The sequence below is a fragment of the Streptomyces sp. NPDC047853 genome, assembly GCF_043204535.1.
Lineage (GTDB): Bacteria > Actinomycetota > Actinomycetes > Streptomycetales > Streptomycetaceae > Streptomyces.
In genome coordinates this window covers 272,721-296,430 of record NZ_JBIDCI010000002.1, presented here as the reverse complement: position 1 = coordinate 296,430, position 23,710 = coordinate 272,721, and the positions used below count along the sequence as shown (strand labels likewise).

General features: G+C 73.2%; 18 protein-coding genes. 10 read left to right on the top strand and 8 right to left on the bottom strand.

What is annotated here, in order from left to right:
• Positions 1-127: 127 nt before the first annotated feature.
• The 3 genes from ACGF5T_RS05335 (at position 128) to ACGF5T_RS05325 (ending at position 2,920) form a co-directional block, all read left to right on the top strand.
• The gene (locus tag ACGF5T_RS05335) at positions 128-595 is read left to right on the top strand and encodes an SseB family protein (RefSeq protein ID WP_053134171.1); all 468 of its coding nucleotides are present in this window, start codon (positions 128-130) and stop codon (positions 593-595) included.
• A 142-nt stretch (positions 596-737) separates the two neighbouring features.
• Positions 738-1,715, top strand: coding sequence for a pirin family protein (locus ACGF5T_RS05330; protein WP_356602504.1), 978 nt, complete (start codon positions 738-740; stop codon positions 1,713-1,715).
• A 98-nt stretch (positions 1,716-1,813) separates the two neighbouring features.
• Positions 1,814-2,920 (top strand): AI-2E family transporter, encoded by a 1,107-nt coding sequence (locus ACGF5T_RS05325; protein WP_356602502.1) that lies wholly within the window; start codon positions 1,814-1,816, stop codon positions 2,918-2,920.
• Here ACGF5T_RS05325 and ACGF5T_RS05320 read toward each other — a convergent pair.
• Positions 2,830-5,013, bottom strand: coding sequence for a SpoIIE family protein phosphatase (locus ACGF5T_RS05320; RefSeq protein ID WP_356602500.1), 2,184 nt, complete (start codon positions 5,011-5,013; stop codon positions 2,830-2,832). The two genes, ACGF5T_RS05325 and ACGF5T_RS05320, sit on opposite strands and share 91 nt — an antisense overlap.
• Positions 5,014-5,190: 177 nt before the next feature.
• Here ACGF5T_RS05320 and aspS point away from each other — a divergent pair, with 177 nt between their 5' ends.
• Positions 5,191-6,954 (top strand): aspartate--tRNA ligase, encoded by a 1,764-nt coding sequence (aspS, locus tag ACGF5T_RS05315; RefSeq protein ID WP_356602498.1) that lies wholly within the window; start codon positions 5,191-5,193, stop codon positions 6,952-6,954.
• Between the two features lie 67 nt (positions 6,955-7,021).
• On the opposite strand, the gene ACGF5T_RS05310 is transcribed toward aspS, so the two are convergent.
• From ACGF5T_RS05310 to ACGF5T_RS05300, 3 genes are all read right to left on the bottom strand, one after another.
• Entirely contained in the window at positions 7,022-7,387 is a 366-nt protein-coding gene (locus ACGF5T_RS05310; protein ID WP_356602496.1) for a PH domain-containing protein, read from the bottom strand.
• Between the two features lie 100 nt (positions 7,388-7,487).
• Positions 7,488-9,104 (bottom strand): methionine--tRNA ligase, encoded by a 1,617-nt coding sequence (gene metG, locus ACGF5T_RS05305; RefSeq protein ID WP_356602494.1) that lies wholly within the window; start codon positions 9,102-9,104, stop codon positions 7,488-7,490.
• A gap of 110 nt (positions 9,105-9,214) precedes the next feature.
• Entirely contained in the window at positions 9,215-10,891 is a 1,677-nt protein-coding gene (locus tag ACGF5T_RS05300) for a VWA domain-containing protein (RefSeq protein ID WP_366766504.1), read from the bottom strand.
• A 265-nt stretch (positions 10,892-11,156) separates the two neighbouring features.
• On the opposite strand from ACGF5T_RS05300, the gene ACGF5T_RS05295 reads away from it, so the two are divergent.
• Entirely contained in the window at positions 11,157-13,229 is a 2,073-nt protein-coding gene (locus ACGF5T_RS05295) for a PhoX family protein (protein ID WP_356602490.1), read from the top strand.
• 29 nt (positions 13,230-13,258) lie between these two features.
• On the opposite strand, the gene ACGF5T_RS05290 is transcribed toward ACGF5T_RS05295, so the two are convergent.
• The 4 genes from ACGF5T_RS05290 to ACGF5T_RS05275 all read right to left on the bottom strand — a co-directional run bounded on the left by ACGF5T_RS05290 (position 13,259) and on the right by ACGF5T_RS05275 (position 16,503).
• Complete coding sequence (locus ACGF5T_RS05290) at positions 13,259-14,266, bottom strand: endonuclease/exonuclease/phosphatase family protein (protein WP_366766503.1); 1,008 nt, start codon at positions 14,264-14,266, stop codon at positions 13,259-13,261.
• Between the two features lie 108 nt (positions 14,267-14,374).
• Positions 14,375-14,728 carry an ADP-ribosylation/crystallin J1 gene (locus ACGF5T_RS05285; protein WP_366766502.1) on the bottom strand — a complete coding sequence of 118 codons (354 nt, stop codon included), beginning with the start codon at positions 14,726-14,728 and terminating at the stop codon, positions 14,375-14,377.
• A 98-nt stretch (positions 14,729-14,826) separates the two neighbouring features.
• Positions 14,827-15,738: a hypothetical protein gene (locus ACGF5T_RS05280; RefSeq protein WP_366766501.1), complete on the bottom strand. Its 912-nt coding sequence runs from the start codon at positions 15,736-15,738 to the stop codon at positions 14,827-14,829.
• A gap of 273 nt (positions 15,739-16,011) precedes the next feature.
• Positions 16,012-16,503, bottom strand: a complete 492-nt coding sequence (locus ACGF5T_RS05275) for a hypothetical protein (protein ID WP_356602482.1) — start codon at positions 16,501-16,503, stop codon at positions 16,012-16,014.
• Between the two features lie 68 nt (positions 16,504-16,571).
• Here ACGF5T_RS05275 and ACGF5T_RS05270 point away from each other — a divergent pair, with 68 nt between their 5' ends.
• From ACGF5T_RS05270 to ACGF5T_RS05250, 5 genes are all read left to right on the top strand, one after another.
• A complete protein-coding gene (locus tag ACGF5T_RS05270) occupies positions 16,572-17,813 on the top strand; it encodes a PP2C family protein-serine/threonine phosphatase (protein WP_356602480.1) in 1,242 nt (413 codons plus the stop codon).
• A gap of 63 nt (positions 17,814-17,876) precedes the next feature.
• On the top strand, positions 17,877-18,956 hold the full coding sequence (locus ACGF5T_RS05265) for a hypothetical protein (RefSeq protein ID WP_356602478.1): 1,080 nt from the start codon (positions 17,877-17,879) through the stop codon (positions 18,954-18,956).
• Positions 18,957-19,096: 140 nt separating this feature from the next.
• Positions 19,097-19,459 carry a hypothetical protein gene (locus ACGF5T_RS05260; RefSeq protein WP_356602476.1) on the top strand — a complete coding sequence of 121 codons (363 nt, stop codon included), beginning with the start codon at positions 19,097-19,099 and terminating at the stop codon, positions 19,457-19,459.
• 7 nt (positions 19,460-19,466) lie between these two features.
• Complete coding sequence (locus ACGF5T_RS05255; RefSeq protein WP_366766500.1) at positions 19,467-22,265, top strand: substrate-binding domain-containing protein; 2,799 nt, start codon at positions 19,467-19,469, stop codon at positions 22,263-22,265.
• The gene (locus ACGF5T_RS05250; protein WP_366766499.1) at positions 22,265-23,677 is read left to right on the top strand and encodes an extracellular solute-binding protein; all 1,413 of its coding nucleotides are present in this window, start codon (positions 22,265-22,267) and stop codon (positions 23,675-23,677) included. The genes ACGF5T_RS05255 and ACGF5T_RS05250 overlap by 1 nt, the downstream gene beginning before the upstream one ends.
• Positions 23,678-23,710 lie beyond the last annotated feature (33 nt).

Genomic DNA, 23,710 nt, shown 5'->3' with positions numbered 1-23,710 from the left:
ACTCCTCGCATCTGTACACATACCGACTGCGCGTACCAAGCAGTAGCTACGATGATGCTACCCGTCGGTAATAAGAAGCAACCCCGAGGCGGTCATCTGTGACTCGTTACTCGTTAGTCTTTGCGGCATGTACGGCTACGACCAGACCGCGGGTCCTCAGCAGCAGCAGTACGCGCCGCCGCAGCAGCCGATGTCCGGCGGGTACGGGCAGCAGCCGCCGCTGTACCCCGAGCCGTCCCCGCCCTCGCTCGCGGACGCGGTGCGCGCCTTCACCACCGGCCAGATGTCCGCCGAGGACTTCCAGCAGATCTTCGCCACCTCGAAGGTCTACTGCCCGCGCGGCGACAACCCGGGCTTCCTCGCGCTGCACAACACCCAGCAGCCCGTGATCCCGATGTTCACCGGCCTCAAGGAACTGCGCCGCTACGCCGGCAAGGAGTCCAAGTACTTCGTGATCACCGGCGCGGAGGTGATCGACCTGCTGCCCACCGGCTACGGCTTCGTGCTGGACATGGAGGGGGAGCACCGGATGGTGTTCGACGCCAAGGCTGTCGAACAGATGGTCGATTTCGCCATGCGCCGGATGTACGGCTAGGTGCCATCACCTCGCAGGCGGTCGGATGTGACCGCCGACACCGTGAGCCCGGAGGGAATGCCCTCCGGGCTTTCGTGGTTCGAGGTGACAAGAAGTTCAACGCTCAACTAAAGTGGGGCGCACACCGCCCGAGGAGGTCGACATGCCTGCCGTGACCGTCGAGAACCCGTTGACGCTGCCCCGCGTATCCGCGCCGGCCGACGCCGTCGCACGTCCCGTGCTCACCGTCACGACCGCGCCCAGCGGTTTCGAGGGCGAGGGCTTCCCGGTGCGCCGCGCGTTCGCCGGGATCAACTACCGCCACCTCGACCCGTTCATCATGATGGACCAGATGGGTGAGGTGGAGTACGCGCCCGGGGAGCCCAAGGGCACGCCCTGGCACCCGCACCGCGGCTTCGAGACCGTCACCTACATCATCGACGGGATCTTCGACCACCAGGACTCCAACGGCGGTGGCGGCACCATCACCAACGGCGACACCCAGTGGATGACGGCGGGCTCCGGCCTGCTGCACATCGAGGCGCCGCCGGAGCAGCTGGTCATGTCCGGCGGGCTCTTCCACGGCCTCCAGTTGTGGGTGAACCTCCCGGCCAGGGACAAGATGATGGCCCCGAGGTACCAGGACATCCGCAGCGGCAGCGTCCAGCTGCTCACCTCCCCCGACGGCGGCGCGCTGCTGCGCGTCATCGCGGGCGAGCTGGACGGCCACGAGGGTCCCGGCATCACGCACACCCCGATCACGATGGTCCACGCGACCCTCGCCCCGGGCGCCGAGATCACCCTGCCGTGGCGGGAGGAGTTCAACGGGCTGGCGTACGTCATGGCCGGCCGCGGGTCGGTGGGCGCCGAGCGGCGGCCGATCCACCTGGGGCAGACCGCGGTCTTCGGCGCCGGGGGCTCGCTGACCGTCCGCGCGGACGAGAAGCAGGACGGGCACACCCCCGACCTGGAGGTCGTGCTCCTCGGCGGACAGCCGATCCGGGAGCCGATGGCGCACTACGGTCCGTTCGTCATGAACACCAAGGACGAGCTGATGCAGGCCTTCGAGGACTTCCAGAAGGGCCGGCTCGGCACGGTCCCGGCCGTGCACGGCATGTCCGCGGCGGGGCCGGACGCCTGACACCGGTCCCCGGCTGACAGCACGTCACGCTGACACCGCGTCACCCGGGCGGGCGGTCCGCACAGGACAGCCCGCCCGGTGCGTGATCGGCTGGTGGGGTGCAGCTGCTTCCCGGTCCGGTACGTCGGTTCGCCGCCTGGTGCGCCGTCATCCTGCTCGCCGCCGGCGTCGGCTACGTCGCGATCCGGCTCTGTGTGGAGCTGCGCACCGCCGTGACACCGGCGCTGCTCGCGCTGCTCGGCACCGCCCTGCTCCGGCCGCTGCACCGGCGGATGGTGAAGGCGCACGTCCAGCGGTCGCTGGCCGCCGGGCTCACCTGCGTCGCCGTCGTCGCGGTGGTCGGCGGGGCCGTGTACATCGTCGTCTCCGCGCTCATCGAGACCGGGGACCAGATCGTCGCCTCGGTGCGCAGCGCGGCCCGGGACATCGCCGACCACTTCGGGGCGGCCGGGACCTCGCTGGACGACATGGCGTCCAACGCGCGGGAGCTGCTCGGGAAGTTCGGCGGTACCGCCGCCTCCGGCGTGGTGACCGGCATCAGCGTCGTCGGCGAGATGATCGCCATGGCCGTGCTGGCGCTGCTGCTCGTCTTCTTCTTCCTGCGCGACTCCGACCGGGCCGTCGGCACGGTGCGGGCCCTCTCGCCGCCGCACACCGCCGACACGGTGGAGGCCATGGCACGGCGGGCCTTCGGCGCCGTCGAGGGCTTCATGCGGGGCACCACCCTCATCGCCCTCATCGACGCGCTCTGCATCACCGTCGGGCTGCTCGTCCTGCGCGTCCCCGGCGCCGTCGGGCTCGGCGCGCTGGTCTTCGTCGGCGCCTACATCCCCTACCTCGGCGCCTTCATCTCCGGGACCGTGGCGATCCTGGTCGCGCTGGCCGACCGCGGGTTCGTCATCGCGCTGTGGGCGCTCGGCGTGGTGCTGGCCGTGCAGGTGCTGGAGGGGCACGTGCTCCAGCCGATGGTCCAGAGCCGGACCGTGCAGATGCATCCCGCGATCGTGCTGCTGGCGCTCACCGCGGGGGCGTCGGTGGCGGGCATCCTGGGGATGCTGCTCGCCGTGCCGCTCACCGCGGCCGCGTTCGGCGTCGTGCACGAGCTCCAGGGGCTCTACGCGGCCTCGGGGCCGTCCTCCGCCTCCGGGCCGAAGCCGTCACCGGGGTCCGGGCCGAAGCCGTCCTCCGGGTCCGTGGACTCGTAGACCTCGTACCAGATGCTCTTGCCCTCGCCGCGCGGGGCGACGCCCCACTCGTCGGCGAGCAGCTCGATCAGCATCAGGCCGCGCCCGGAGGAGGCCATCTCCCCCGGCCGGCGTTTGTGCGGCAGGTCGTCGCCGCTGTCGGTCACCTCCACCCGGATACGCCGTTCCCCCGGTGCCCCGGTGACCTCGGCGACCAGCAGGGCGTCGGCGTCCGTGTGCACCAGCACGTTCGTCAGCATCTCGGAGAGCAGGAGCACCGCCGCGTCCCGCTGTTCCTCGCAGGGCCAGTCGTGCAGCAGGTCCCGCAGGTGCTGGCGGGCGGTGGCGATCCGCTCCGGCTCGGCCTGCGCGACCGTGAGCATGGTGCGGCGCAGGGGCGTCCGGAGCACGGGGCTGTCCCCGCATCCGCAGCCGCCGCCCTCCCGGCACAGCAGCAGCAGGGCGATGTCGTCCTCCCGCCGGTCGGCGAGCGGGCCCGTGGTGTGGTGCGAGGAGGGTCCGTGCACGGCCTGGACCAGCGCGTCGGCCAGTTCCTCCAGGGCCCCCTCGTGCTCTTCCAGGATGACGCGGAGCCGGTCCCAGCCGGAGTGCAGGTCGTGGCCGCCGGTCTCGACCAGGCCGTCCGTGCACAGCATCAGGGTGTCCCCGGGCTCCAGGGCGAGCCGCGTGGTCGGGTAGTCGGAGTCCGGGTCGATACCGAGCGGCAGCCCGCCCGCCGTGGCCCGGATCAGCGCCGTCCCGTCCGCCATGCGCACCACCGGGTCCAGATGCCCGGCGCGGGCGCTCTCCAGGGTGCCGGTGGCCGGGTCCACCTCGGCGTAGTAGCAGGTGGCGAAGCGCAGGTCGCCGGGGTCGCCGGCCTGGGTGAGGCCGTGGAGGAAATGGGAGGCGCGGGAGAGCACCGCGTCGGGTCGGTGCCCCTCGGCGGCGTAGGCGCGCAGGGCGATGCGCAACTGGCCCATCAGTCCGGCCGCGCGTACGTCGTGGCCCTGGACGTCGCCGATGACCAGGGCGAAGCGGCCGCCGGGCAGCGGGATCATGTCGTACCAGTCGCCGCCCACCTGGAGGCCACCACCGGTGGGGACGTAACGGGCCGCGACCGTCATGCCGGGGATCTCCGGGGCGAGCACCGGCAGCATGGAGCGCTGCAACCCGTCCGTCAGCTCCCGCTGGGTCTCGGCGGCACCCGCCCGGGAGAGCGCCTGCGCCAGCATCCGCGCCACCGTGGTGAGCACCGACCGCTCGTCCGGTGTGAACGCGACCGGGTAGGCGAAGGCCGCCATCCACGCCCCCATGGTGCGTCCCGCGACGGTCAGCGGCAGGAAGGCCCAGGAACGGCGGCCGAAGCGTTCGGCGAGCGGCCAGGTGAGCGGGTAGCGGGAGCGGTACTGCTCGGGGGAGGAGAGGTACACGGCGCGCCCGGCGCGGACCACCTCGGCGGCCGGGTAGTCCGTCTCCAGGGGCATGTTCACGAACGGGTTCATGTCGTTCTCGGGCTGCCCGTGGTGGCCGATGACCGTCAGGCGGTCGCCCGAGACGCCGAAGACCGCGAGTCCGTCCGGCGAGAACCCCGGCATCGACAGGCCCGCCGCGACCCGCAGCACCTCCTCGGTGGACCGCGCCTCGGCCAGCGCCCGGCCCGCGTCCAGCAGGAAGGCCTCCCGGGAACGGCGCCAGTCGCCGGTGACCGCGCGGCGTCCCGCGGGGGTGCCCGGGGCGGGCTCGGCGACCTCCTGGAGGGTGCCGATCAGCTTGTAGGCCTTGCTCACGGGGTCGAACGACGGCCTGGAGCGGCTGCGCACCATGCGGACGACGTGGCCCTGCTCGTCCATGATGCGGATCCGTACCTCGGCGAGGGTGCCCTCGGTGGCGGCCAGCGCGATGACCCCGGTGATCTCGTTCCAGTCCACCGGATGCAGCCGGGACCGTACCCGGGCCTCGGTGTGCACGGCGCGCCGCGTGGGCAGCCCGAGCAGCCGGGCGGCCTCCGCATCCACCGTGACCTCCCCCGTGGCGGTGTCCCACTGCCACAGACCGGTCGCGAGAGCGGCAAGGAGGTCCCCCACCTCGGGCAGGGGGTCACCAGTGCGCATTGCCCCACTGTAAGAACAGGTGATCGCAGACTGCCACCGGTCGCCGTCCCGGCGCCCTCCCGCCGCCCTCCCACCACCTATGGGGAGGAACGCAGCGGTGGGTCCCCGGTACGCTGGGGTTGTTTCACGTGAAACGCGAAACACCATCCCCGATCCACGAAGGCTGGATGAACGACGATGCATCGGTACAGGTCCCACACCTGCGGCGAGCTCCGCTCCTCTGACGTCGGCACCGACGTCCGACTGAGTGGCTGGCTGCACAATCGGCGCGACCTGGGCGGCATCCTCTTCATCGATCTGCGCGATCACTACGGCATCACGCAGCTCGTCGCCCGTCCGGGCACCGAGGCCTACGAGGCGCTGGACAAGCTGACCAAGGAGTCGACCGTCCGGGTCGACGGCAAGGTCGTCTCCCGCGGCGCCGACAACATCAACGCCGAGCTGCCGACCGGTGAGGTCGAGGTCGAGGTGGGCGAGGTCGAGCTGCTGGGCGCCGCCCAGCCGCTGCCCTTCACCATCAACACCGAGGACGGGGTGAACGAGGAGCGGCGGCTGGAGTACCGCTTCCTGGACCTGCGCCGCGAGCGCATGCACCGCAACATCATGCTGCGCACGGCGGTCATCTCCGCCATCCGCCACAAGATGGTGGCGCTCGGCTTCAACGAGATGGCGACGCCCATCCTCACCGCCACCTCCCCCGAGGGCGCCCGCGACTTCGTCGTGCCCTCGCGCCTGCACGCGGGCCGCTTCTACGCCCTGCCCCAGGCCCCGCAGCAGTTCAAGCAGTTGCTGATGATCTCCGGCTTCGACCGGTACTTCCAGATCGCGCCCTGCTTCCGCGACGAGGACGCCCGCGCCGACCGCTCGCCGGGCGAGTTCTACCAGCTCGACGTCGAGATGAGCTTCGTCGAGCAGGAGGACGTCTTCCAGCCGGTCGAGCGGCTGATGACCGAGCTGTTCACCGAGTTCGGCGGCGGCCGCGAGGTGACCTCCCCCTTCCCGCGCATCCCGTTCCGCGAGGCGATGCTGAAGTACGGCTCCGACAAGCCGGACCTGCGGGCCAAGCTGGAGCTGGTCGACATCAGCGACGTCTTCGAGGGCTCGGAGTTCAAGGCCTTCGCCGGCAAGCACGTCCGCGCGCTGGCCGTCCCGGACGTCTCGGGCCAGCCGCGCAAGTTCTTCGACCAGCTCGGTGACTACGCCGTCTCGCAGGGCGCCAAGGGCCTGGCCTGGGTCCGCGTCGGTGAGGACGGCACGCTGAGCGGGCCGATCGCGAAGTTCCTCACCGAGGAGAACGTCGCCGAGCTGACCAAGCGCCTGTCCCTGGCCGCCGGTCACGCGGTGTTCTTCGGTGCGGGCGAGTTCGACGAGGTCTCGAAGATCATGGGCGCGGTGCGGGTCGAGGCCGCCAAGCGTGCCGGGCACTTCGAGGAGAACGTCTTCCGCTTCTGCTGGATCGTCGACTTCCCGATGTACGAGAAGGACGAGGACACGGGGAAGATCGACTTCTCCCACAACCCCTTCTCGATGCCGCAGGGCGGCATGGACGCCCTGGAGAACCAGGACCCGCTGGACATCCTGGCGTGGCAGTACGACATCGTCTGCAACGGTGTCGAGCTGTCCTCCGGCGCCATCCGGAACCACGAGCCGGACATCATGCTCAAGGCCTTCGAGATCGCGGGCTACGACGCAGAGACCGTCGAGCGCGAGTTCGCCGGCATGCTGCGCGCGTTCCGCTTCGGCGCCCCGCCGCACGGCGGCATCGCCCCGGGCGTCGACCGCATCGTGATGCTGCTGGCCGACGAGCCCAACATCCGCGAGACCATCGCCTTCCCGCTCAACGGCAACGCCCAGGACCTGATGATGGGCGCGCCGACCGAGCTGGACGAGTCCCGGCTGCGGGAGCTGCACCTTTCGGTGCGCAAGCCGCAGCCGAAGTAGGCGGTAGACGCGCGCGGGGCCCGGCATCGACACCGATGCCGGGCCCCGCGCGCGTTCGGTCGTGGGCCTACCGTGCCACGAACTGGGTCAGGATCGCCTGGACCTCGTAGATGTCGACGCCCTTGGTGAAGGTCTTCTGGATGGGGGCCGGGGAGCCGGAGAGCCAGATCTTCAGCTCGGCGTCGAGGTCGAAGGTGCCGGCCGTCTCGACCGCGAAGTGCGTGATGCTGCGGTACGGGATCGAGTGGTACTCGGTCTTCTTGCCGGTGATGCCCTGCTTGTCGACCAGGATCAGCCGCCGGTCGGTGAACAGGATGGTGTCGCGGATCAGCAGGTAGGCGGCGTGGATCTGCTCGCCGTGGCCGAGCAGGCGGGCGTACTCGTGCTGCGCCTGGGCCGGGTCGATGCTGTGCGCGTTGCCGAACAGTGCCATGGTTCCCCCCACGTGAGCGTGTCGTGGGTCCGATCCTCGCAAAAGCGGGAGGCCCGGGAGAAGGTCCGCCCCTCCCGGGCCCCGAGCTGTGGCGAGCGCGTTACGCGGTCGGCTTCTCCTCGAGACGGGGGAAGAGCACCGCGCCCTTGGTGACCGTGGAACCGGCGGGCAGCCGGCCCCAGTCCGCCGCGTCCTGGACCCTCTGGTCCGCGAGGCCGCCGAGGGAGGCCTCGGCGCCGAGGGAGTCCCAGAGCTTCTGGGAGGTGTCCGGCATGATCGGGTTCAGCAGGACGGCGACGGCGCGGAGCGACTCGGCGGCCGTGTAGAGGATGGTCGCCAGGCGGGCCCTGCCCTCCGGCGAGTCGTCCTTGGCGACCTTCCAGGGTTCCTGCTCGGTGATGTAGCCGTTGACCTGCTTCACGAAGTCGAAGACGGCCAGGATGCCGCCCTGGAAGTCCAGCTCCTCGCCGATCTTCCGGTCGGCCTCCGTGACGGCCTTGGTCAGGCCGTCGTGGATCGCCTTCTCGGCGTCCCCGTCGGCCGTGGCGGCCGGCAGCTCGCCGCCGAAGTACTTGCCGACCATGGCGGCGACGCGGGAGGCGAGGTTGCCGTAGTCGTTGGCCAGCTCGCTGGTGTAGCGGGCGGAGAAGTCCTCCCAGGAGAAGGAGCCGTCCTGGCCGAACGCGATCGCGCGCAGGAAGTACCAGCGGTACGCGTCCACGCCGAAGTGCGAGGTCAGGTCCTGCGGCTTGATGCCGGTCAGGTTGGACTTGCTCATCTTCTCGCCGCCGACCATCAGCCAGCCGTTCGCGGCGATCTTCCCGGGCAGCGGGAGGCCCTGCGCCATCAGCATCGCCGGCCAGATGATCGCGTGGAAGCGGAGGATGTCCTTGCCGACCAGGTGCACGTCGGCGGGGAAGGTGGCCTCGAACTTCTCCGGGTTCTCGTTGTAGCCGACCGCGGTGGCGTAGTTCAGCAGGGCGTCGACCCACACGTAGATGACGTGCTTGTCGTCCCACGGGACGGGCACGCCCCAGTCGAAGGTCGAGCGGGAGATCGAGAGGTCCTGGAGGCCCTGGCGGACGAAGTTCACGACCTCGTTGCGCGCGGACTCGGGCTGGATGAAGCCCGGGTTGGCCTCGTAGTGGGCGAGCAGCTTCTCGCTGTACGCGCTCAGCTTGAAGAAGTAGTTCTCCTCGCTGAGGATCTCCACCGGCTTCTTGTGGATCGGGCAGAGCTTCTGGCCCGCGTACTCGCCCTCGCCGTCGAGCAGCTCGCCGGGGAGCTTGTACTCCTCGCAGCCCACGCAGTACGGGCCCTCGTAGCCGCCCTTGTAGATCTCGTCCTTGTCGTACAGGTCCTGCACGAACTCCTGGACGCGGTCGGTGTGCCGCTTCTGCGTGGTGCGGATGAAGTCGTCGTTCGCGATCTCCAGGTGCTCCCACAGGGGCTTCCAGGCCTCGGTGACGAGCTTGTCGGCCCAGGCCTGCGGGGTGACCCCGTTCGCCTCGGCCGTGCGCATGATCTTCTGACCGTGCTCGTCCGTGCCGGTGAGGTACCACACCTTCTCGCCGCGCTGGCGGTGCCAGCGGGTGAGCACGTCGCCTGCGACGGTCGTATAGGCGTGGCCCAGGTGAGGAGCGTCGTTGACGTAGTAGATGGGGGTCGAGACGTAGAACGCCTTCGCCCCCTGCTTCTCGTTTCCAGTGGCCGCCATGGGCGAAATCCTACTGGTCCGTCGGAGATCGGTTCACACGCGTTTCGGGGGGTGGACGGGGGGTTCCCCGGCCCACCCCCCGAAAGGATGTGCGTGGTGGCGCGGTGCGGTTACGGCCGCCAGGCGGCCAGTACGCCCTCGTACAGCTCCTTGTCCGTCAGCTCCCGCGGGGTCTCGCCGGCCAGGAAGTGCGAGGCGTTGCCCGTCTTGAGCTTGCGGAGGTAGTCGAAGGCCTTGTTCTCCGGGTCGCCGAACGCGACGAAGGAGAAGTGGACGTGCGGGTGGTTCGCCGCGGCGTCCGTCAGGGCCTGGGTGGCCGGGGTCTTGGCGTCGGGGGCGCCGTCGGTCTGGAAGACCACCAGGGCGGGGGTGCCGGGGGCTGCCTTCACGTGGTGCGCGAGGACGGCCTCGACGGCGGCGTGGTAGCTGGTGCGGCCCATCCGGCCGAGTGCCGCGTGCAGCTCGTCGATCTTGTTCTCGTGGTCGGTGAGGGTGAGCTCACCGGTGCCGTCCAGCTCCGTGGAGAAGAAGGTCACGTGGACCGTGGCCTCGGGGTCCAGGTGCGCGGCGAGGGCGAGGGTCTGCTCGGCGAGGGCCTGGGCGGAGCCGTCCTTGTAGTACGGGCGCATGGAGGCGGAGCGGTCGAGGACGAGGTGGACCTTGGCGCGGGCGCCGGTGAGGTCGTGCTTCTTGAGGGCGGTGGCGGCGGCCTTGTAGGCGGTGGTGAGGCCGGGGGCGTTCGAGCGGATGCGGGTGGCGGGGGTGGCGGGTTCGGGGGCGGCCTCGGCTTCGCCTTCGGCGTCCGTGGTCCCACCCGCACCACCCGTGCTGCTTTCGTCGTCGGGTGCGGGTGGCCCCTGCGGGGCTTCCTCGCCGTCGGCGGCCGCGGGTTCGGGGGTGGCTTCGGCTGCGGCCGCGGGGGCCGGGTCGGGGGTGGAGGCCGGAGCGGGCTCGGCCTTCGGCTTCGCCTTGGCCTTCGGCTCGGACTTCGGCTCGGGCTGCGGTTCGTCCTCCGGTTCCGGCTTCGGTTCCGGCTCGGGCTGTGCCTCGGCCTCCGGCTGCGCCTTGGCCTTCGGCTGAGCCTTGGCCTTGGCCTCCGGCTCGGGCTTGGCCTTCGGTTCCGGCTCGGGCTTCGCCTCGGGCTCCGGCTTCGCCTTGGCCTCAGGCTTCGCCTCAGCCTCGGGCTTTGCCTTGGTCTCCGGCGTCGGCTCGGGCTCGGGCTTGGCCTCCGGCTCCGGCTTGGCCTCGGCCTTCGGTTCGTCCTTCGCCCTGGCCTTGGCCTCCGGCTTCGCCTCGGCCTCCGGCTTCGCTTCGGGCTCGGGCTCGGGCTCGGGCTTCACCTTGGTCTCGGTCCCCGGCTCTGCCTTGGCCCCGGGCTTCGCCTCGGTCTCCGGCGTCGGCTCCGGTTCCGGCTTCGCCTCGGGCTCGGGCTTCGGCTCGGCCTCCGGCTTTGCCTCGGGCTTCGGCTTCGGCTCGGTGTCCGGGGTGGTGTCGGCCGTCGGGTCCGGGGACTCCGTGGGCCTCGGGACCGTGACGTTGGCGAAGGCGGCCTTGACGAGTTCGTGCTCGTCGGGGGAGAGGTCCGCCGTGCGCGGCTCGGGGACCTGCGCGGTCTCCGCCTGCTCCGGGGCCTCGGCCGGCTCCGGGGGTGCGGTGGGCTGGGACGGGAGCTTCGGCTCCGGCGCGGTGGCCGGCGGTGCCGTCTCCTGCGTCGCACCCTCCGCCTGGGCGGTCCGGTCTTTGCGTGACCGGCCGAACACGTTCCGCAGAGAGGTGAGAATGCCCATGTGCGCAACCCTTCGCGTGAGTTGATGCCCGTCAATCCCTGGCCAGGACGGACACGTAAGGTTAGCGGCCCTGGATTGTGATCTTGTGCAGGGTCTGCCATGAAACCCTGGGCGCGTCAAGGTGGGATCGAGACGCCGCGACAATTCCCTGCCCGCTTCCGCGGGTTCACCCGTCGTTCACCGCGGCGCCCGTCTCCCGCACGTATGTGCACCTACGGTCGCGCTGACACCAAGGGCATCCAAGGGCTTCTCAGGGGAGAACACAGTGCGCAAGCTACTGCCGTTGATCGGAACGCCGTCCGGTTCGCATTCCGGCGGCCGGTCCGCCATGACCTGTCGTTTCCGGTGTGGTGACGCCTGCTTCCACGAGGTGCCCAACACCAGCTCCAACGAGTACGTCGGCGACGTCATCGCCGGCGCGCTCAGCCGTCGTTCCATGATGCGCGCCGCCGCCGTCGTCACCGTGGCGGCCGCGGGCGCCGGGGCGGTGGGCGTGGCCGGGGCGCCGTCGGCGCAGGCCGCGCCGGCGACCGGCCACGGCCACGGGTCGAAACCGCAGGGTGCGCGCGGGCTGCGGTTCGCGCCCGTCGCACCCAACAAGGACGACAAGGTCACCGTCCCGCAGGGGTACCGGCAGGACGTCGTGATCCGCTGGGGCGAGCCCATCCTGCGCGGGGCGCCCGCCTTCGACCCGGAGAAGCAGACCGCCAGGGCGCAGGCCGGGCAGTTCGGGTACAACAACGACTTCCTCGCGCTGCTGCCCCTGCGTGGTGAGCACGGCCGGCAGGTCCTCGTCGCCAACCACGAGTACACCGACGAGGTGCTCATGTTCCGCGACTACGACCCCGAGAACCCGACGCGCGAGCAGGTCGAGATCGCCTGGGCCGCGCACGGGCTGTCCGTCGTCGCCGTGCAGGAGGAGCGCGGGACCGGGAGCCTGACGCCCGTCTCCCGGCACCGCCTCAACCGCCGGGTCACCGCGACCACCGAGTTCCGGCTGACCGGACCCGCCGCCGGCTCCGACCTGGTGAAAACCTCCGCCGACCGCAGCGGCCGCAAGGTGCTCGGCACCCTCAACAACTGCTCCGGCGGCACCACCCCGTGGGGCACGACGCTGCACGGCGAGGAGAACTTCAACCAGTACTTCGCCAACAGCAGCCGCGCGACCGACAAGCGCTACGGCATCGTCACCGGCGCCACCGAGCGCAAGTGGGAGCGGTTCGACAAGCGCTTCGACGTCGCCCAGGAGCCGAACGAGGTGCACCGCTTCGGCTACGTCGTCGAACTCGACCCCTACGACCCCGAGTCCACCCCCCGCAAGCACACCCTCCTCGGCCGCTTCAAGCACGAGGCGGCGACCGTGCGGCTGACCCACGACGGGCGTCCCGTCGTCTACACCGGCGACGACGAGCGGTTCGACTACTTCTACAAGTTCGTCGGCAGCAAGCGGATGCGGCACGGCGACAGCCGCTGGGCGCGCGAGCACAACCTGTCGCTGCTGGACGAGGGCACCCTCTACGTCGCCAAGCTCAGCGGCGACTCCCCGGCGATCGAGATCGACGGCACGGGCACGCTGCCCCGCGACGGCGAGTTCGACGGCAGCGGTCACTGGATCCCGCTGGTCACCGCCACCGAGCGCGGTGCCGTCTCGCACGTCGAGGGAATGACCGCCGAGGAGGTGTGCGTCTTCACGCGGCTGGCCGGTGACAAGGTCGGCGCCACGAAGATGGACCGCCCCGAGGACATCGAGCCGTCCCCGACCACCGGCAAGGTGTACGTCGCCCTCACCAACAACTCCAACCGCGGGGTCGGCTCCAACGCCAAGGCGGACGAGGCCAACCCGCGCAACGCCAACAAGCACGGCCACGTCCTGGAGCTGACCGAGCGCTGGAACCGGGCCGACGCGACGTCCTTCGCGTGGTCGCTGTTCCTCGTCGCCGGCGACCCGGAGGACCCGGCGACCTACTTCGCGGGCTTCCCGAAGGACCGGGTCAGCCCGATCTCCTGCCCGGACAACGTCGCCTTCGACGACCACGGCAACCTGTGGCTGTCCACCGACGGCAACGCGCTGGGCAGTCACGACGGCCTCTTCGGAGTCGCGACCAAGGGCGACCGGCGCGGTGAGCTGAAGCAGTTCCTGACCGTGCCGACCGGCGCGGAGACCTGCGGTCCGCTCATCCAGGACCGGCGCGTCCTGGTCGCCGTGCAGCACCCGGGCGAGGTCGACGGTGCCTCGGTCGAGAAGCCGGCCAGCACCTGGCCCGACGGACCGGGGAAGATCGTGCGCCCGGCGGTCGTGGCGGTGTGGCGCGCGGACGGCCGCGACATCGGCGTCTGAGCCCGCCGCCGCTCCGTACGGGGCCGGCGTCAGCCGGCCTTGTGCAGCGTGAGGTCGACGACCAGCGCGCGGTGGTCGGTGTCCGCCAGGTCCAGGAACCGGGCCCGGTGCGCGGTGAAGTCGTCCGACACCAGGACGTGGTCGATCTGCACGCCGAACGTCGGGGCGGTCCGGGCGGGCCAGGTGGCCGTGCGGTCGGCCCCGGCCAGCCGGGCCGCGTCGCTCAGCCCCGTGTCGAGGATGCGGCGGAAGGCGGCGTGGTCCTGGGAGGCGTTGAAGTCGCCGGCGAGGACGGTGGGGGTCTCGCCGTCCTCGGCGGCGGCGTCGCGCAGGGCGTCCAGCTCCTCGCGCCAGAGGCCGACCTGGTCCGGCAGTGGTGGCATCGGGTGGGCGAGCTGGAGCCGTACGGAGTGGCCGCGCACGTCGGCGACGGCGCCCGGCATGCCCATGGTGCCGGGGACGGCGGGGGCGGGCTCCAGCGGGAAGGCGCTCAGGATGACCGACCCCTCGGAGCCGCCGCCCTCGACGGCCTGCCGGTGGGGAAGGCCCGCGGCGAGTTCGCGCCGCAGGGTCGCGTCGCATGTATATTCGCACTCCTGTACGAACACGAGGTCGGGCTCGGTCCGCCGCACGGCGGCGACCAGCTCGTCGGTGCCCTGCCCGAACTCGACGTTCGAGGTCAGCACCCGCAGCTCGGCGACGGGCGGCCCGGCGGGTTCGCCGGTCCTGCCGTACGGCTCGATGAACCACGCGAGCAGCCCGAGCAGCGCGACGCCCCACACCGCCCCGGTCCACCACCGGGCGAGCAGCGTCAGGAGCAGCCCCGCCCCGGCCGGCACGAGCAGCCAGGGCAGGAATGCGAGCAGCTGCGGCACGGGCGTGATCCCGTCGCTGTCGGCGAGACGGCAGCCGACGACCACGCTCACCCCGGCGAACAGCAGCCCCGCGCACCAGCCCGCGAACCGCCGTCCGGCGCGGCGGGGCGCCGGACGCCCGCCGGAGTCGGTCCCCTGGTCGGTCGCCGTGTCGGTGTTCACGTCCCGGCCTCTCCCTCGCGGGTGCGCTGCCTGCCTCTGCGATGCCCGAATCCTCCCTCGAAGACGGGAACGGCGGCCGGAAAGTTGCCCCGCGCGGCCCGTGCGGCCTCAGGCCCCGGCGTGGAACTCCCGGACCACCTCGATCCGCCCCACGATGTGCCGGTTGAACTCGGCCAGCTCGTCCGCCGGGACCCACAGCTCCAGGATCGTCTCGCCGCCGGCCTGGCGCACCGGGTAGCGCTCCACGTGGTCCGCGTCGACCTCGAAGCGCGTGACGTAGCCCGAGCCGGAGGCGGGGACGTTCCAGTCGCGGGCGATGCGGACGGCGTAGTCCTCGTCGAGGACCGGGTAGAAGATCGGCTGCTCGGGCAGGCGTGGCGGCCAGGCCGTCCAGCCGGAGGCCGCCACCAGGGCAAGCTCCTCGGGGCCGGTGGGGCGCCACAGGGTCGTCGTCTCGGACATGGCCGGTGACCCTACCGACCGCTGCGGCAGGTGGGCCAAGGGTTTGCCGGTACCGGGCGGCTCAGAGACGGGCCAAGGGTTCGCCGGTACCGGGCGGCTCAGAGACGGGCCCGGGGCGGGGCGGGGTCGACGGTGGTGGCGGCGGGTGCCCGGCGGCGGCGCGGACGTCCGTAGCGGCCCGTGAGCCAGGAGGCCAGGGCGACCGCGAGGCCGAGGCCGACCAGCAGCCAGGAGGCCGTGCGCAGGGTCTCGGTGAGGGCGTCGTAGACGGCGCCCGCGGCCGGTCCGTCCACCGCGCCGTCCACGGCGCCGGGGAGCTCGGCGACGGTGAGCCGGCGGCCGAGCACGACGGCGAGGGCGAGCAGCGCCCCGCCGAGAGCGGTGCCGACCCCGGCGGCGGTGACGGCGCGCCGGCGGCACGCGGCGACGACGATGCCGGTGACCGCGAAGACGACGGCCGCGAGCGGCAGCCAGAAGGCGGCGACGTCGAGCACGTGGTAGCCCTTCCTGAGCCGGTCCACCTCGTGGGCCGGGAGCACGGTGACGGCGGTGGGCCGCACCGGGATGCGCCGCGCGAACGGCACGTCCTCGGTGAGCCGCTCCTTGACGCGTCTGGTGACCGGGGCCAGGTCGACGGTGACCGGGCGGCCGTGCGCCCCTCGGTCCCGCAGCGCGCGCAGGACGGCCTCGTGGACGGTTCGGTTGGCCGTCTCCCAGCCCTCGCGGAAGGCCTCGGTGCGGGTGAACGACCGGGTCGCGTCCCGCGCGAACAGCCGCACGCTGTCGTGCAGGGGGCCGGCCGCGACCTGGTCCGAGAAGCGGTCGCCCACCGCGGCGGCGACCGCTTCGCGCACGTCGGCATCGTCCGCGAGCGGCGCCACGGCGGCGACGTACCGCCCGGTGTCGGCCGGTCCGTGCACCGCCCAGGCCGCCAGCGTGCCGCACGGCGCGAGCAGGCAGGCGAGGGCGATCAGGGCGGTGGACAGGGCGGTCCGGAGTCGTGGGGACACCCTTCCAGGCAAGGTCCCGGCGGCGACCGGGGCGACCGGCGTGACTGCATTCGGACGCCGATGACGAGCCGATCGGGCGGTGCGGCAGGACGGCACGGCCGGGAGGACCGACACCCGCCCATGCGGGAGCACGGGAGCCCGGGAGCACGTGGGCCCGCGAGCACGGGAGCCCGGGAGCACGTGGGCCCGCGAGCACGGGAGCCCGGGTGGACGCGGGAGCAAGGGCGTACGGGCGGACGGCGGCCGACCGCAGGAGCAGCCGGCCGGCCGACCTCAGGCGGCGCGGTGCCCCTGTGCGTCCTCGTGCGTGTAGTAGCGGTAGAAGAGGGAGGCGAACACCGCCGCCGCGAGCAGCAGGGACACGACGACGCAGGTGAAGACGGCCACGCCGCTGCGGGAGTACAGGAACCCCAGCGCGCTGCCCGCGAACGCCGCCCACAGCGCCGCGTGTCCTTCGCGCGGCAGCCGGGCGGCCACCGCCCGGACCACGGCGAAGAGGACCACGAACGCGAGCACGGTCAGGAAGCCGAACAGGACGTTCCAGCCGGTGACGGGGCCGCCGCGGCGGCTGATGGACGCGGCCCAGTAGCCGTAGACCAGCCCGATCCCGACGGGCACCGCCCACTTCGCCATCCTGTGCGTCCGCGCGCCGAAGACGTCGGGTGTCGTCGTACGGCCACGGGTGCCCGGACCGCCGGGCGCTCCGGTGGGCGCTCCGGTGGGCGCCTGGGCGGACGTGCCGCGTGCCGGTACCGCATGAGCCATGAGCGCACTCCTCTCACCTCGCCCCCGTCTACCAGCGCACACCTGGGCGGGCCCGTCGGCAAGTCAGGATGCGGGCCGCCGGGGACCGTGCTTCGCTGAGGCCCGTGGAGGCTCGCTACCGCAGTCCGGTGCGCGGCCGGTGGCGGCTGGTCGGCCGGCTCGTGCAGGCCGCCGGCCGGGGCGACGCCGTGTCGCGGCACGAACTGCTCAGCGTCCGCGGTCACAGCGTCGCCTGGATGTTCCCGCTGCTCCTGCTCGTCGCCATCACCGCGGCCGACACCTCGACCGGCGCCTTCGAGATCATCTCCTGGACGGTGCTCGTGCCGGGTGTCGCCGCCGCGATCTGCGGGGTGTGGTCCACGGCCGTGTACGCGGCGGTCGCCGTCGCCGTCTACGTCATGGCCGACACCGTCTGGCAGCACCGTGCCGAGACCGGGCTGCCCGGGCTGGTCCTGGTCGCCCTCGGCGGAGCGATCGCCGTGGTGGCCGCCGCGCTCAGGGTGGGCGGCGAGGAGCGCATGGTGCACATGCGGGACATCGCCGAGACCACCCGCCGCACCGTGCTGCGGCCCCTGCCGGTGGGCTTCGGCGGCCTGGAGCACGCCGCCGTCTACCTCTCCGCGGACACCGAGGCCCGCGTCGGCGGCGACTTCTACGACATCCAGCCCGGCCCGCACGGCACCCGCGTCCTCGTCGGTGACGTGCAGGGCAAGGGGCTGGGCGCGGTGGAGGCGGCGGCCGCGCTGCTCGGCACCTTCCGTGAGGCCGCCTACCACGAGCCGGACCTCGCGACGGTCGCCGAGCGGCTGGAGATCCGGATGCGCCGTCACCGCGCGCACACCGCGGCGCTCGGCCGGTCGGACGGCGACCGGTTCGCGACCGCCGTCCTGATCGGCTTCTCGGAGAACCTGCCGGACGCCGTGGACGCCGTCGTCTTCGGTCACGACCCCCCGCTGGCGGTCGGTCCGCGGGGCGTACGGACCCTGGCGGTCGCCGGAGGGCTGCCGCTCGGCATGAACGACCTCGTCGCGGGCCCGCCGGTGCCGCCGGTGCACCGCTCCGCCCTCGCCCGGGAGGAGACGCTGCTGCTGGTCACCGACGGGGTGACCGAGGCGCGCGACCCCGAGGGCTGCTTCTACCGGCACGCCGACGCCGTCGCCCGGGCTGTGGCCGCCGACCCGTCGGGCGCCGCACCGGGACGGCTGGTGGCGCTGGTGCGGGACGGCACCCTGCGGCACTGCCGGGGGCGGCTGGCCGACGACACGACGGTCTTCGCGGTACGGCGATGGGGACGGCCGCCGGACTGGTAGGTGCCCCACTGTGCGGCCGCAACGGTTACGGTGCTGCCGTACGTGATCGACAGGGGGAGGGACATGCCCGGAACCGTGCTGCTGCTCGCGGCCTCGCCCGTGGGCAGGGGATGCCTGGTGGACGCCGCCTCCGTGCTCCCCGTGCTCGCGGCCGTGCCGCCCGCGGTGCTCTCCGGCACCGACACCGCGAACGTCGTCGAACTCGCCGACCCGCTGGAGCCGCAGGCCGTCCTCACCCGGCTGCGCGCCGCGGCGGCGGCCCCCGGCCCGCTGACGGTCTACGTCGCCGGTCAGCTCCAGCTGGACCGGCGCCAGCGCCTGCCGCACCTGGCGCTGGCCCGTACGACGCCGGCGACCGTCCGCTACACCGCCCTGCCCTGGCACTGGATCCGCGAGGAACTGCGGCTGCGGCCGAACGGCGCGACGACGCTCCTGCTCGACCTGCACGCCGACCACGAGACCTGGCAGTGGCTGCGGGCCAGCCCGCTGGACTGCGGACGCAACAACGCCGTCTACGGTCGGGTCGCGCCGCCGCCCTCGCGGCGGACGGTGGGCACGCCCTCGTACATGCGTGCGGTCGCGACGATCCTGCGCAGCGGGCACCGGCCGCCGCCGGACCAGTTGCACCAGCAGGCACTGGCCCGGACGGCCGCCGAGAGCGCGGCCGGCGGGGCGGCGACCGGTGCGGACCTGGTGCTGACGGCGCCGGGGCCGGTGGCGGGCGATCCGCACGCCGTCATCGCCGACGCCGTGCGGTCGGGGCGGCACGCGGACGCCGACGCGCTCGCCGCCCGGCACGAGCACGCCGCCGCCCTCGCGCACGGGCCCGCCTCCGCGGACGCGCTGCACTGGGCGGAGGTCCGGGCGGACCTGGCGATGTTCGCGGGCGACCCGGTGCGCAGCTGCCGAGCCTGGCTGAGGGTGGCCGAGGCCCGGCTGGGCGCCGGACAGCCGCCCGGGGCGCCCGCGGTGGAGGCGGCCGTGGACCGGGCCCACCACCAGTGGGGGAAGATCCACGACGCCGGGCCCGCCCGGGAACTGGGCGCGGCGCTCGCCGTGCTGCGGGGCCGGGTGCCCGGCCGGCGCGAAGGGGCCCTGGACCACGTGCAGCGCGAGCTGAGCCGCCTGCAGACACAGGGCTGAGGCGGCCCCGGGCGCCGTGCGCGGGCCCGGCGTCGCGGCGGCTCCGGACGTCCCGGTCCGTGTGCACGCCCGCGTGCGCATCGCGAGAGCGGCGCACAGACCCTCCCCTGCGCGCAACCGCGGTGCCATGATGGTGAGTTATGGCTGAGGGGGACGGAGTGGCGACGCACGGTATCCGCGTCCGGCTGGACGGGACCGCGAGCGAGAGCGACATCGGCGCACTGCACAAGTGGCTGGAGCGCGAGAAACCGCTCGCCGACCTGGCCCGCACCGACCAGCTCCGCATCGACGAACGGAGCCGGATCGACGAGGCGGGCGCCCCGATGGGCACCGGCATGGACATCGTCGTGGCGGTGCTGGGGGGCGCGGCGGGCGCGATCTTCCAGTCGGTGGTGGACCAGGTCAGGCGGTCCGTGGAGGCCTGGCGGGCCAACCGCCGCGAGGTGGAGGACGGCGAGCCGCCCGAGGCGAGCGTCGAGCCGGTGCGACCCGACGGCAGGTAGGCCGCCGGTGACCGGTTACGACCCGCGGGGGAAGGCGAACCGGGCGCTGCTGGTCGGAGTGTCCGAGTACGACAACACGGCGGAGCCGGACGGCGTGCCCGGCGACCTCCCCGCGGTCAAGCACAGCCTGAACCGGCTGGAGGAGGCGCTGCGGCACGGCGGCGTGTTCGGCGAGCGCGGGATCACGGTGTGCCGCTCCCCCGACCAGGGCACCTTCGACCAGGAGCTGTGGAAGGCCGCCACGGAGGCCGACGGCGTCCTGCTGCTGTACTTCGCCGGGCACGGGGCGATCCCCAACGCGGGCGACGAGCTGTTCCTCCAGATGCGCAAGGCGCGCGTGGTCGCGGGAGGGCACGCGGTCTTCCCGGGCGCGGTGCTGTTCAGCGTCGCGCAGGCGATGCTGGCCGCCAGTCCCGCCCAGCGGATCGTCATCGTCCTGGACTGCTGCTTCGCCGGCAACGCCGCCTGGATCCGCCCGGACCCCCGCGACAAGCGGCGCCTGCTGCTGCTGATGAGCGTGCAGGCCAACCACCGCATCGACGCGGGCGATCCGGGGAGTCCGACGCCGTTCACCGCCGAGCTGGCGGAGCTGCTGGAGCGCGACGGCGAGGTGTGGTTCGGCGATCTCGTGGACGGGCTGCGGGCAAGGATGTCCGCGAGCGGCCGGCGGACGCTGCGCGGCGATCCCTGGGAGCCCCAGAGCCGTACCGAGCCGGGGGAGGACGTGCTCCTCGGGGCCCGCTCGCCGTGGGGCGGCCCTTCCGACGCGGGGCCATCGGGTGGCGCGACCGCGGAGACCGCGGAGACCGCGGCGACTGCGGCGACTGCGGCGACTGCGGCGACTGCGGAGACGGTCCCGGGTGACTCAGGCGGTCCGGGCGGTCCGGGCGGTCCGGGCGGTCCGGGCGGTCCGGGGGACCCGGATGCGTCGGGCGGCGGCGGGACCGCCGAGTCCGAGCCGCGGTGGTGGGCGGTGGCCGCCCGCCGGACCTGGGCCGGCCTGACGAGGCTGCCGCGGGTGGGGGGCGAGGCCGCGGCCGGGGCCGTGGGCGGGCTGCTCCGGCGTCTCGGCGGCGCCGGACCGCACTCCGGGGTCCTGGCGCGGCGGTTGGTCGCGGGGGCCGCGGTGCTGCTCTTCATGGTCGTCGTCGGCATCGGCTCGTACCGGCTCGCCGCCATGGACGGTGACCCGTCGACCTGCCGCCCGCCCCTGGAGCTGCGCGTGCTCACCGACCCGGACCTGGAGCCGACCGTCCGGGCCGCCGCCGACGCGTACCTGACCTCGGAGGAGAACACCGTCGACGGCTGCCGCTCCAGCGGCATCACCGTCTACAGCGCGGGCGCCGCCGACGCGGTCACCGCCCTGCTCAAGCAGACCCGCGCCTGGCACGAACCCTCCGACGACGACACCAACCCGCAGCGCGACGTCGGCCCGCAGCCCGACGTGTGGATACCCGGCTCCCCGGCCGACGCCGCCCGGGTCACCGAGGGGCAGGACACCGACGCCGTGGCGGCCCTGGACCCCGACGAGGAGCCCTTCGCGTACTCCCCGATCGTGCTTGCCGTCCCGCAGGACATCGCCGCCGACCGACTCGGGGAGCGCACCGGACTCCCCCTCACCCGGATGATCGACGACCTGCGCGACCGGCGCGGCGACGCCGAGGTGCGCCGTCCCGACCCCGAGTTCACGGACACCGGGCTGCTCGCCACGATCGGCCTGCACCGGGGCGCCGGCGACGCCGGCACCCCCGACGCCCGCCGCGCCGAGGCCCGGGTGGCCCAGCCCGGACCGCCCTCCCCGACCGCCGCCGAGCTGCTGTGCGCGCTGCCCGACGACGACGCCGTCGACAACCGCACCGCGGCCCTCGTCCCCGAGTTCCTGCTGCGCAGCGGCGTCGGCTGCGACAGCGCCCGCCGCACCCCGCGCATGGCGCAGTACCCCGGTGACGTGCCCGGCCTGGAGCCGCTCTTCGTCCGCGTCCGCTGGCAGGGCGCCGACCGGGACGAGGCCGCACGGGACCGGGCGGCGGACGGTTTCCGGCGGTGGCTCACCGGCGAGGGCGGCCGGGACGCCCTCGCCCGGGACGGTTTCCGGGCGCCCACCGGCGACCGGGCCCTGCTGGACACCCAGGAGGTGGCCGCCGCCGTGCTGCGGGCACCGTCGCCGCTGACCGAGTCCGCCGGACGGAACGCGATGGAGGCGTCCCTGGCGGGCTACCGGGGCGCCAACGGTCCCGGCCGCGTGCTGTTCCTGCTCGACAGCTCCGGCTCGATGACCGGCCAGTGGGAGGGCGCCAGCGGCGGCCCCGGACTGCTGAAGCAGTCCCTCGGCGGACTCGGCGACCGGGACGAGTACGGCGTGTGGGCGGTCTCGGGCACGGGCGAGGACACCTACGACCCGCTGCTGCCCCTCGACCGGCACACCCGCAAGGACGCCGAACGCGCCGTCGACCGCGAGGCCCGGGTCCGGGACGCCGCGGCCGACCCGGTGGGGGCGCTGGAGGACGCGCTCGGCGCCATGGAGCGGTGGGGCGCCGACGACGAGCGGCCCGGCCTGATCGTCTTCGTCACCGACGACGAGGACGCGGGCAGCCCCTCCGGCGACCGCTTCGCGCGCCTCCTCGCCCTCGCCGGCGCGGGGGAGACGCCGGTCGCGATGGTCTCCCTCAAGGGCGGTGCCTGCGACGAGGGGAAGCCGGACGCCCTCATCTCCAAGGCGAGCGGCGGGCGGTGCGTGGACGCCGCCGACGACCTCGGCGCGGCCCTGCACGACGAGGTGGCACGCATCGGAACGGGGGAGACGTGATGCTCCGACGACGGCTGCCGGGGGCACCGGGACGACGCCTCGCGGTCCTGGCGGCCCCGCTGCTCCTGCTCCTGCCGACCGCCTGCGTCGGGGGCGGCGGGGACGGTCCCGCGGCCACGCCCACCGCCGACGTGCCCGGCGACATCGTGGTCGCCAGCGGGCGGGACGTCACCGGCAAGAACGGCATCCGCCAGCGCCTCATCGACGTGTGGAACGCCGGGCAGGACAAGGCCGGCACCGGTTACCGCGCCCGGCTGGTCGAACTCCCCGGCAACGCCGACGAGCAGCGCAGCCAGCTGCTCGGCGCCCTCCAGTCCGGCAGCGCCGCCTACGACGTGGTCAACCTCGACGTCACCTGGGTCCCGGAGTTCGCCGAGGCGCGTCTGATCAGCCCGCTGCCCGGGACGCTGCTCGACGACGACGTGATCGCGCCCGTGGCCAGTACGGCCCGCTGGGACGGCGAGGTGTACGCCGCGCCCTTCAACAGCGACGTCGGCCTGCTCTACTACCGGCGCGACCACCTGCGACAGGCGGGCGTCGAACGCCCCGACCTGGGAGCCGGTCTGACCTGGCCGGAACTGAAGAAGCTGATCACCACGCTCGACGAGCGCCGGCCCGACGGCTACGAGAAGGGCTGGACCACCCAGCTCGCCGCCTACGAGGGACGCACCGTCAACGCCGTGGAGGCGTTCGCGTCGGCGGTGCCCGACTTCACGCTCACCGACGAGGACGGCCACTACGACGCGACCGTCGAGGAGCTGACCGAGGGCATCACCGAGCTGCGCCGCCGTACCGAGGCGGCCTCCGTCCTGCCGGACGCCTTCCGCTCCGACGAGGCGGCCTCCCTCGGCGCCTTCGCCGCCGGCCGTACCGCCTTCCTGCGGCACTGGCCGTACGTGTACCCCGCCCTGCACCAGACCTTCCCGAAGGACCGGCACGGCGAACGGCTCGGCGTGACCGCGCTGCCGGGCCGGGCCGTGCTCGGCGGCCAGAACCTCGCGGTGACCGCCGCCTCCCGGCGGGCGGACAAGGCGACCGAGCTGATCAGGTTCCTGACCGGCAAGGAGAGTGAACGCTGCCTGCTGGACGCCGGTTTCGCGGCGACGCGCGTCTCGGCGTACACGGACGACGCGGTGACCTGCGCGGTGGGCGCCGCGACCCCCTCGCCGGCCCCCACCGGGGAGGGCGCCGACACCGTCCCCCGGGACGCGGCCGGACGGCCCGAGTACGCGTCCGAGGTCCTGCTCCCGGCGCTCGAGGAGGCGGTCCACCGCCCCCGCACCCCGCTGTACGGCGCCTTCACCCAGACCTTCACCACCGCGCTGGACGACCTCTTCGCCGACGACCCGCCGGGCGACGCGGAACTGGCCCGGCGCCTGGCCAAGGCCCTGCGGCGCGCCCTGCCGGACTGACCCCCGGCCGGGAGACCGGCCCGGTCGGCTCGC

Excerpts from the sequence above, each read along its gene's own strand:
- ACGF5T_RS05335 (WP_053134171.1), top strand. The coding sequence starts at position 128 with ATGTACGGCTACGACCAGACCGCGGGTCCTCAGCAGCAGCAGTACGCG.
- ACGF5T_RS05330 (WP_356602504.1), top strand. The coding sequence starts at position 738 with ATGCCTGCCGTGACCGTCGAGAACCCGTTGACGCTGCCCCGCGTATCC.
- ACGF5T_RS05320 (WP_356602500.1), bottom strand. The coding sequence starts at position 5,013 with ATGCGCACTGGTGACCCCCTGCCCGAGGTGGGGGACCTCCTTGCCGCT.
- aspS (WP_356602498.1), top strand. The coding sequence starts at position 5,191 with ATGCATCGGTACAGGTCCCACACCTGCGGCGAGCTCCGCTCCTCTGAC.
- ACGF5T_RS05310 (WP_356602496.1), bottom strand. The coding sequence starts at position 7,387 with ATGGCACTGTTCGGCAACGCGCACAGCATCGACCCGGCCCAGGCGCAG.
- metG (WP_356602494.1), bottom strand. The coding sequence starts at position 9,104 with ATGGCGGCCACTGGAAACGAGAAGCAGGGGGCGAAGGCGTTCTACGTC.
- ACGF5T_RS05300 (WP_366766504.1), bottom strand. The coding sequence starts at position 10,891 with ATGGGCATTCTCACCTCTCTGCGGAACGTGTTCGGCCGGTCACGCAAA.
- ACGF5T_RS05285 (WP_366766502.1), bottom strand. The coding sequence starts at position 14,728 with ATGTCCGAGACGACGACCCTGTGGCGCCCCACCGGCCCCGAGGAGCTT.
- ACGF5T_RS05275 (WP_356602482.1), bottom strand. The coding sequence starts at position 16,503 with ATGGCTCATGCGGTACCGGCACGCGGCACGTCCGCCCAGGCGCCCACC.
- ACGF5T_RS05270 (WP_356602480.1), top strand. The coding sequence starts at position 16,572 with ATGCGGGCCGCCGGGGACCGTGCTTCGCTGAGGCCCGTGGAGGCTCGC.
- ACGF5T_RS05265 (WP_356602478.1), top strand. The coding sequence starts at position 17,877 with ATGCCCGGAACCGTGCTGCTGCTCGCGGCCTCGCCCGTGGGCAGGGGA.
- ACGF5T_RS05260 (WP_356602476.1), top strand. The coding sequence starts at position 19,097 with ATGGCTGAGGGGGACGGAGTGGCGACGCACGGTATCCGCGTCCGGCTG.
- ACGF5T_RS05250 (WP_366766499.1), top strand. The coding sequence starts at position 22,265 with ATGCTCCGACGACGGCTGCCGGGGGCACCGGGACGACGCCTCGCGGTC.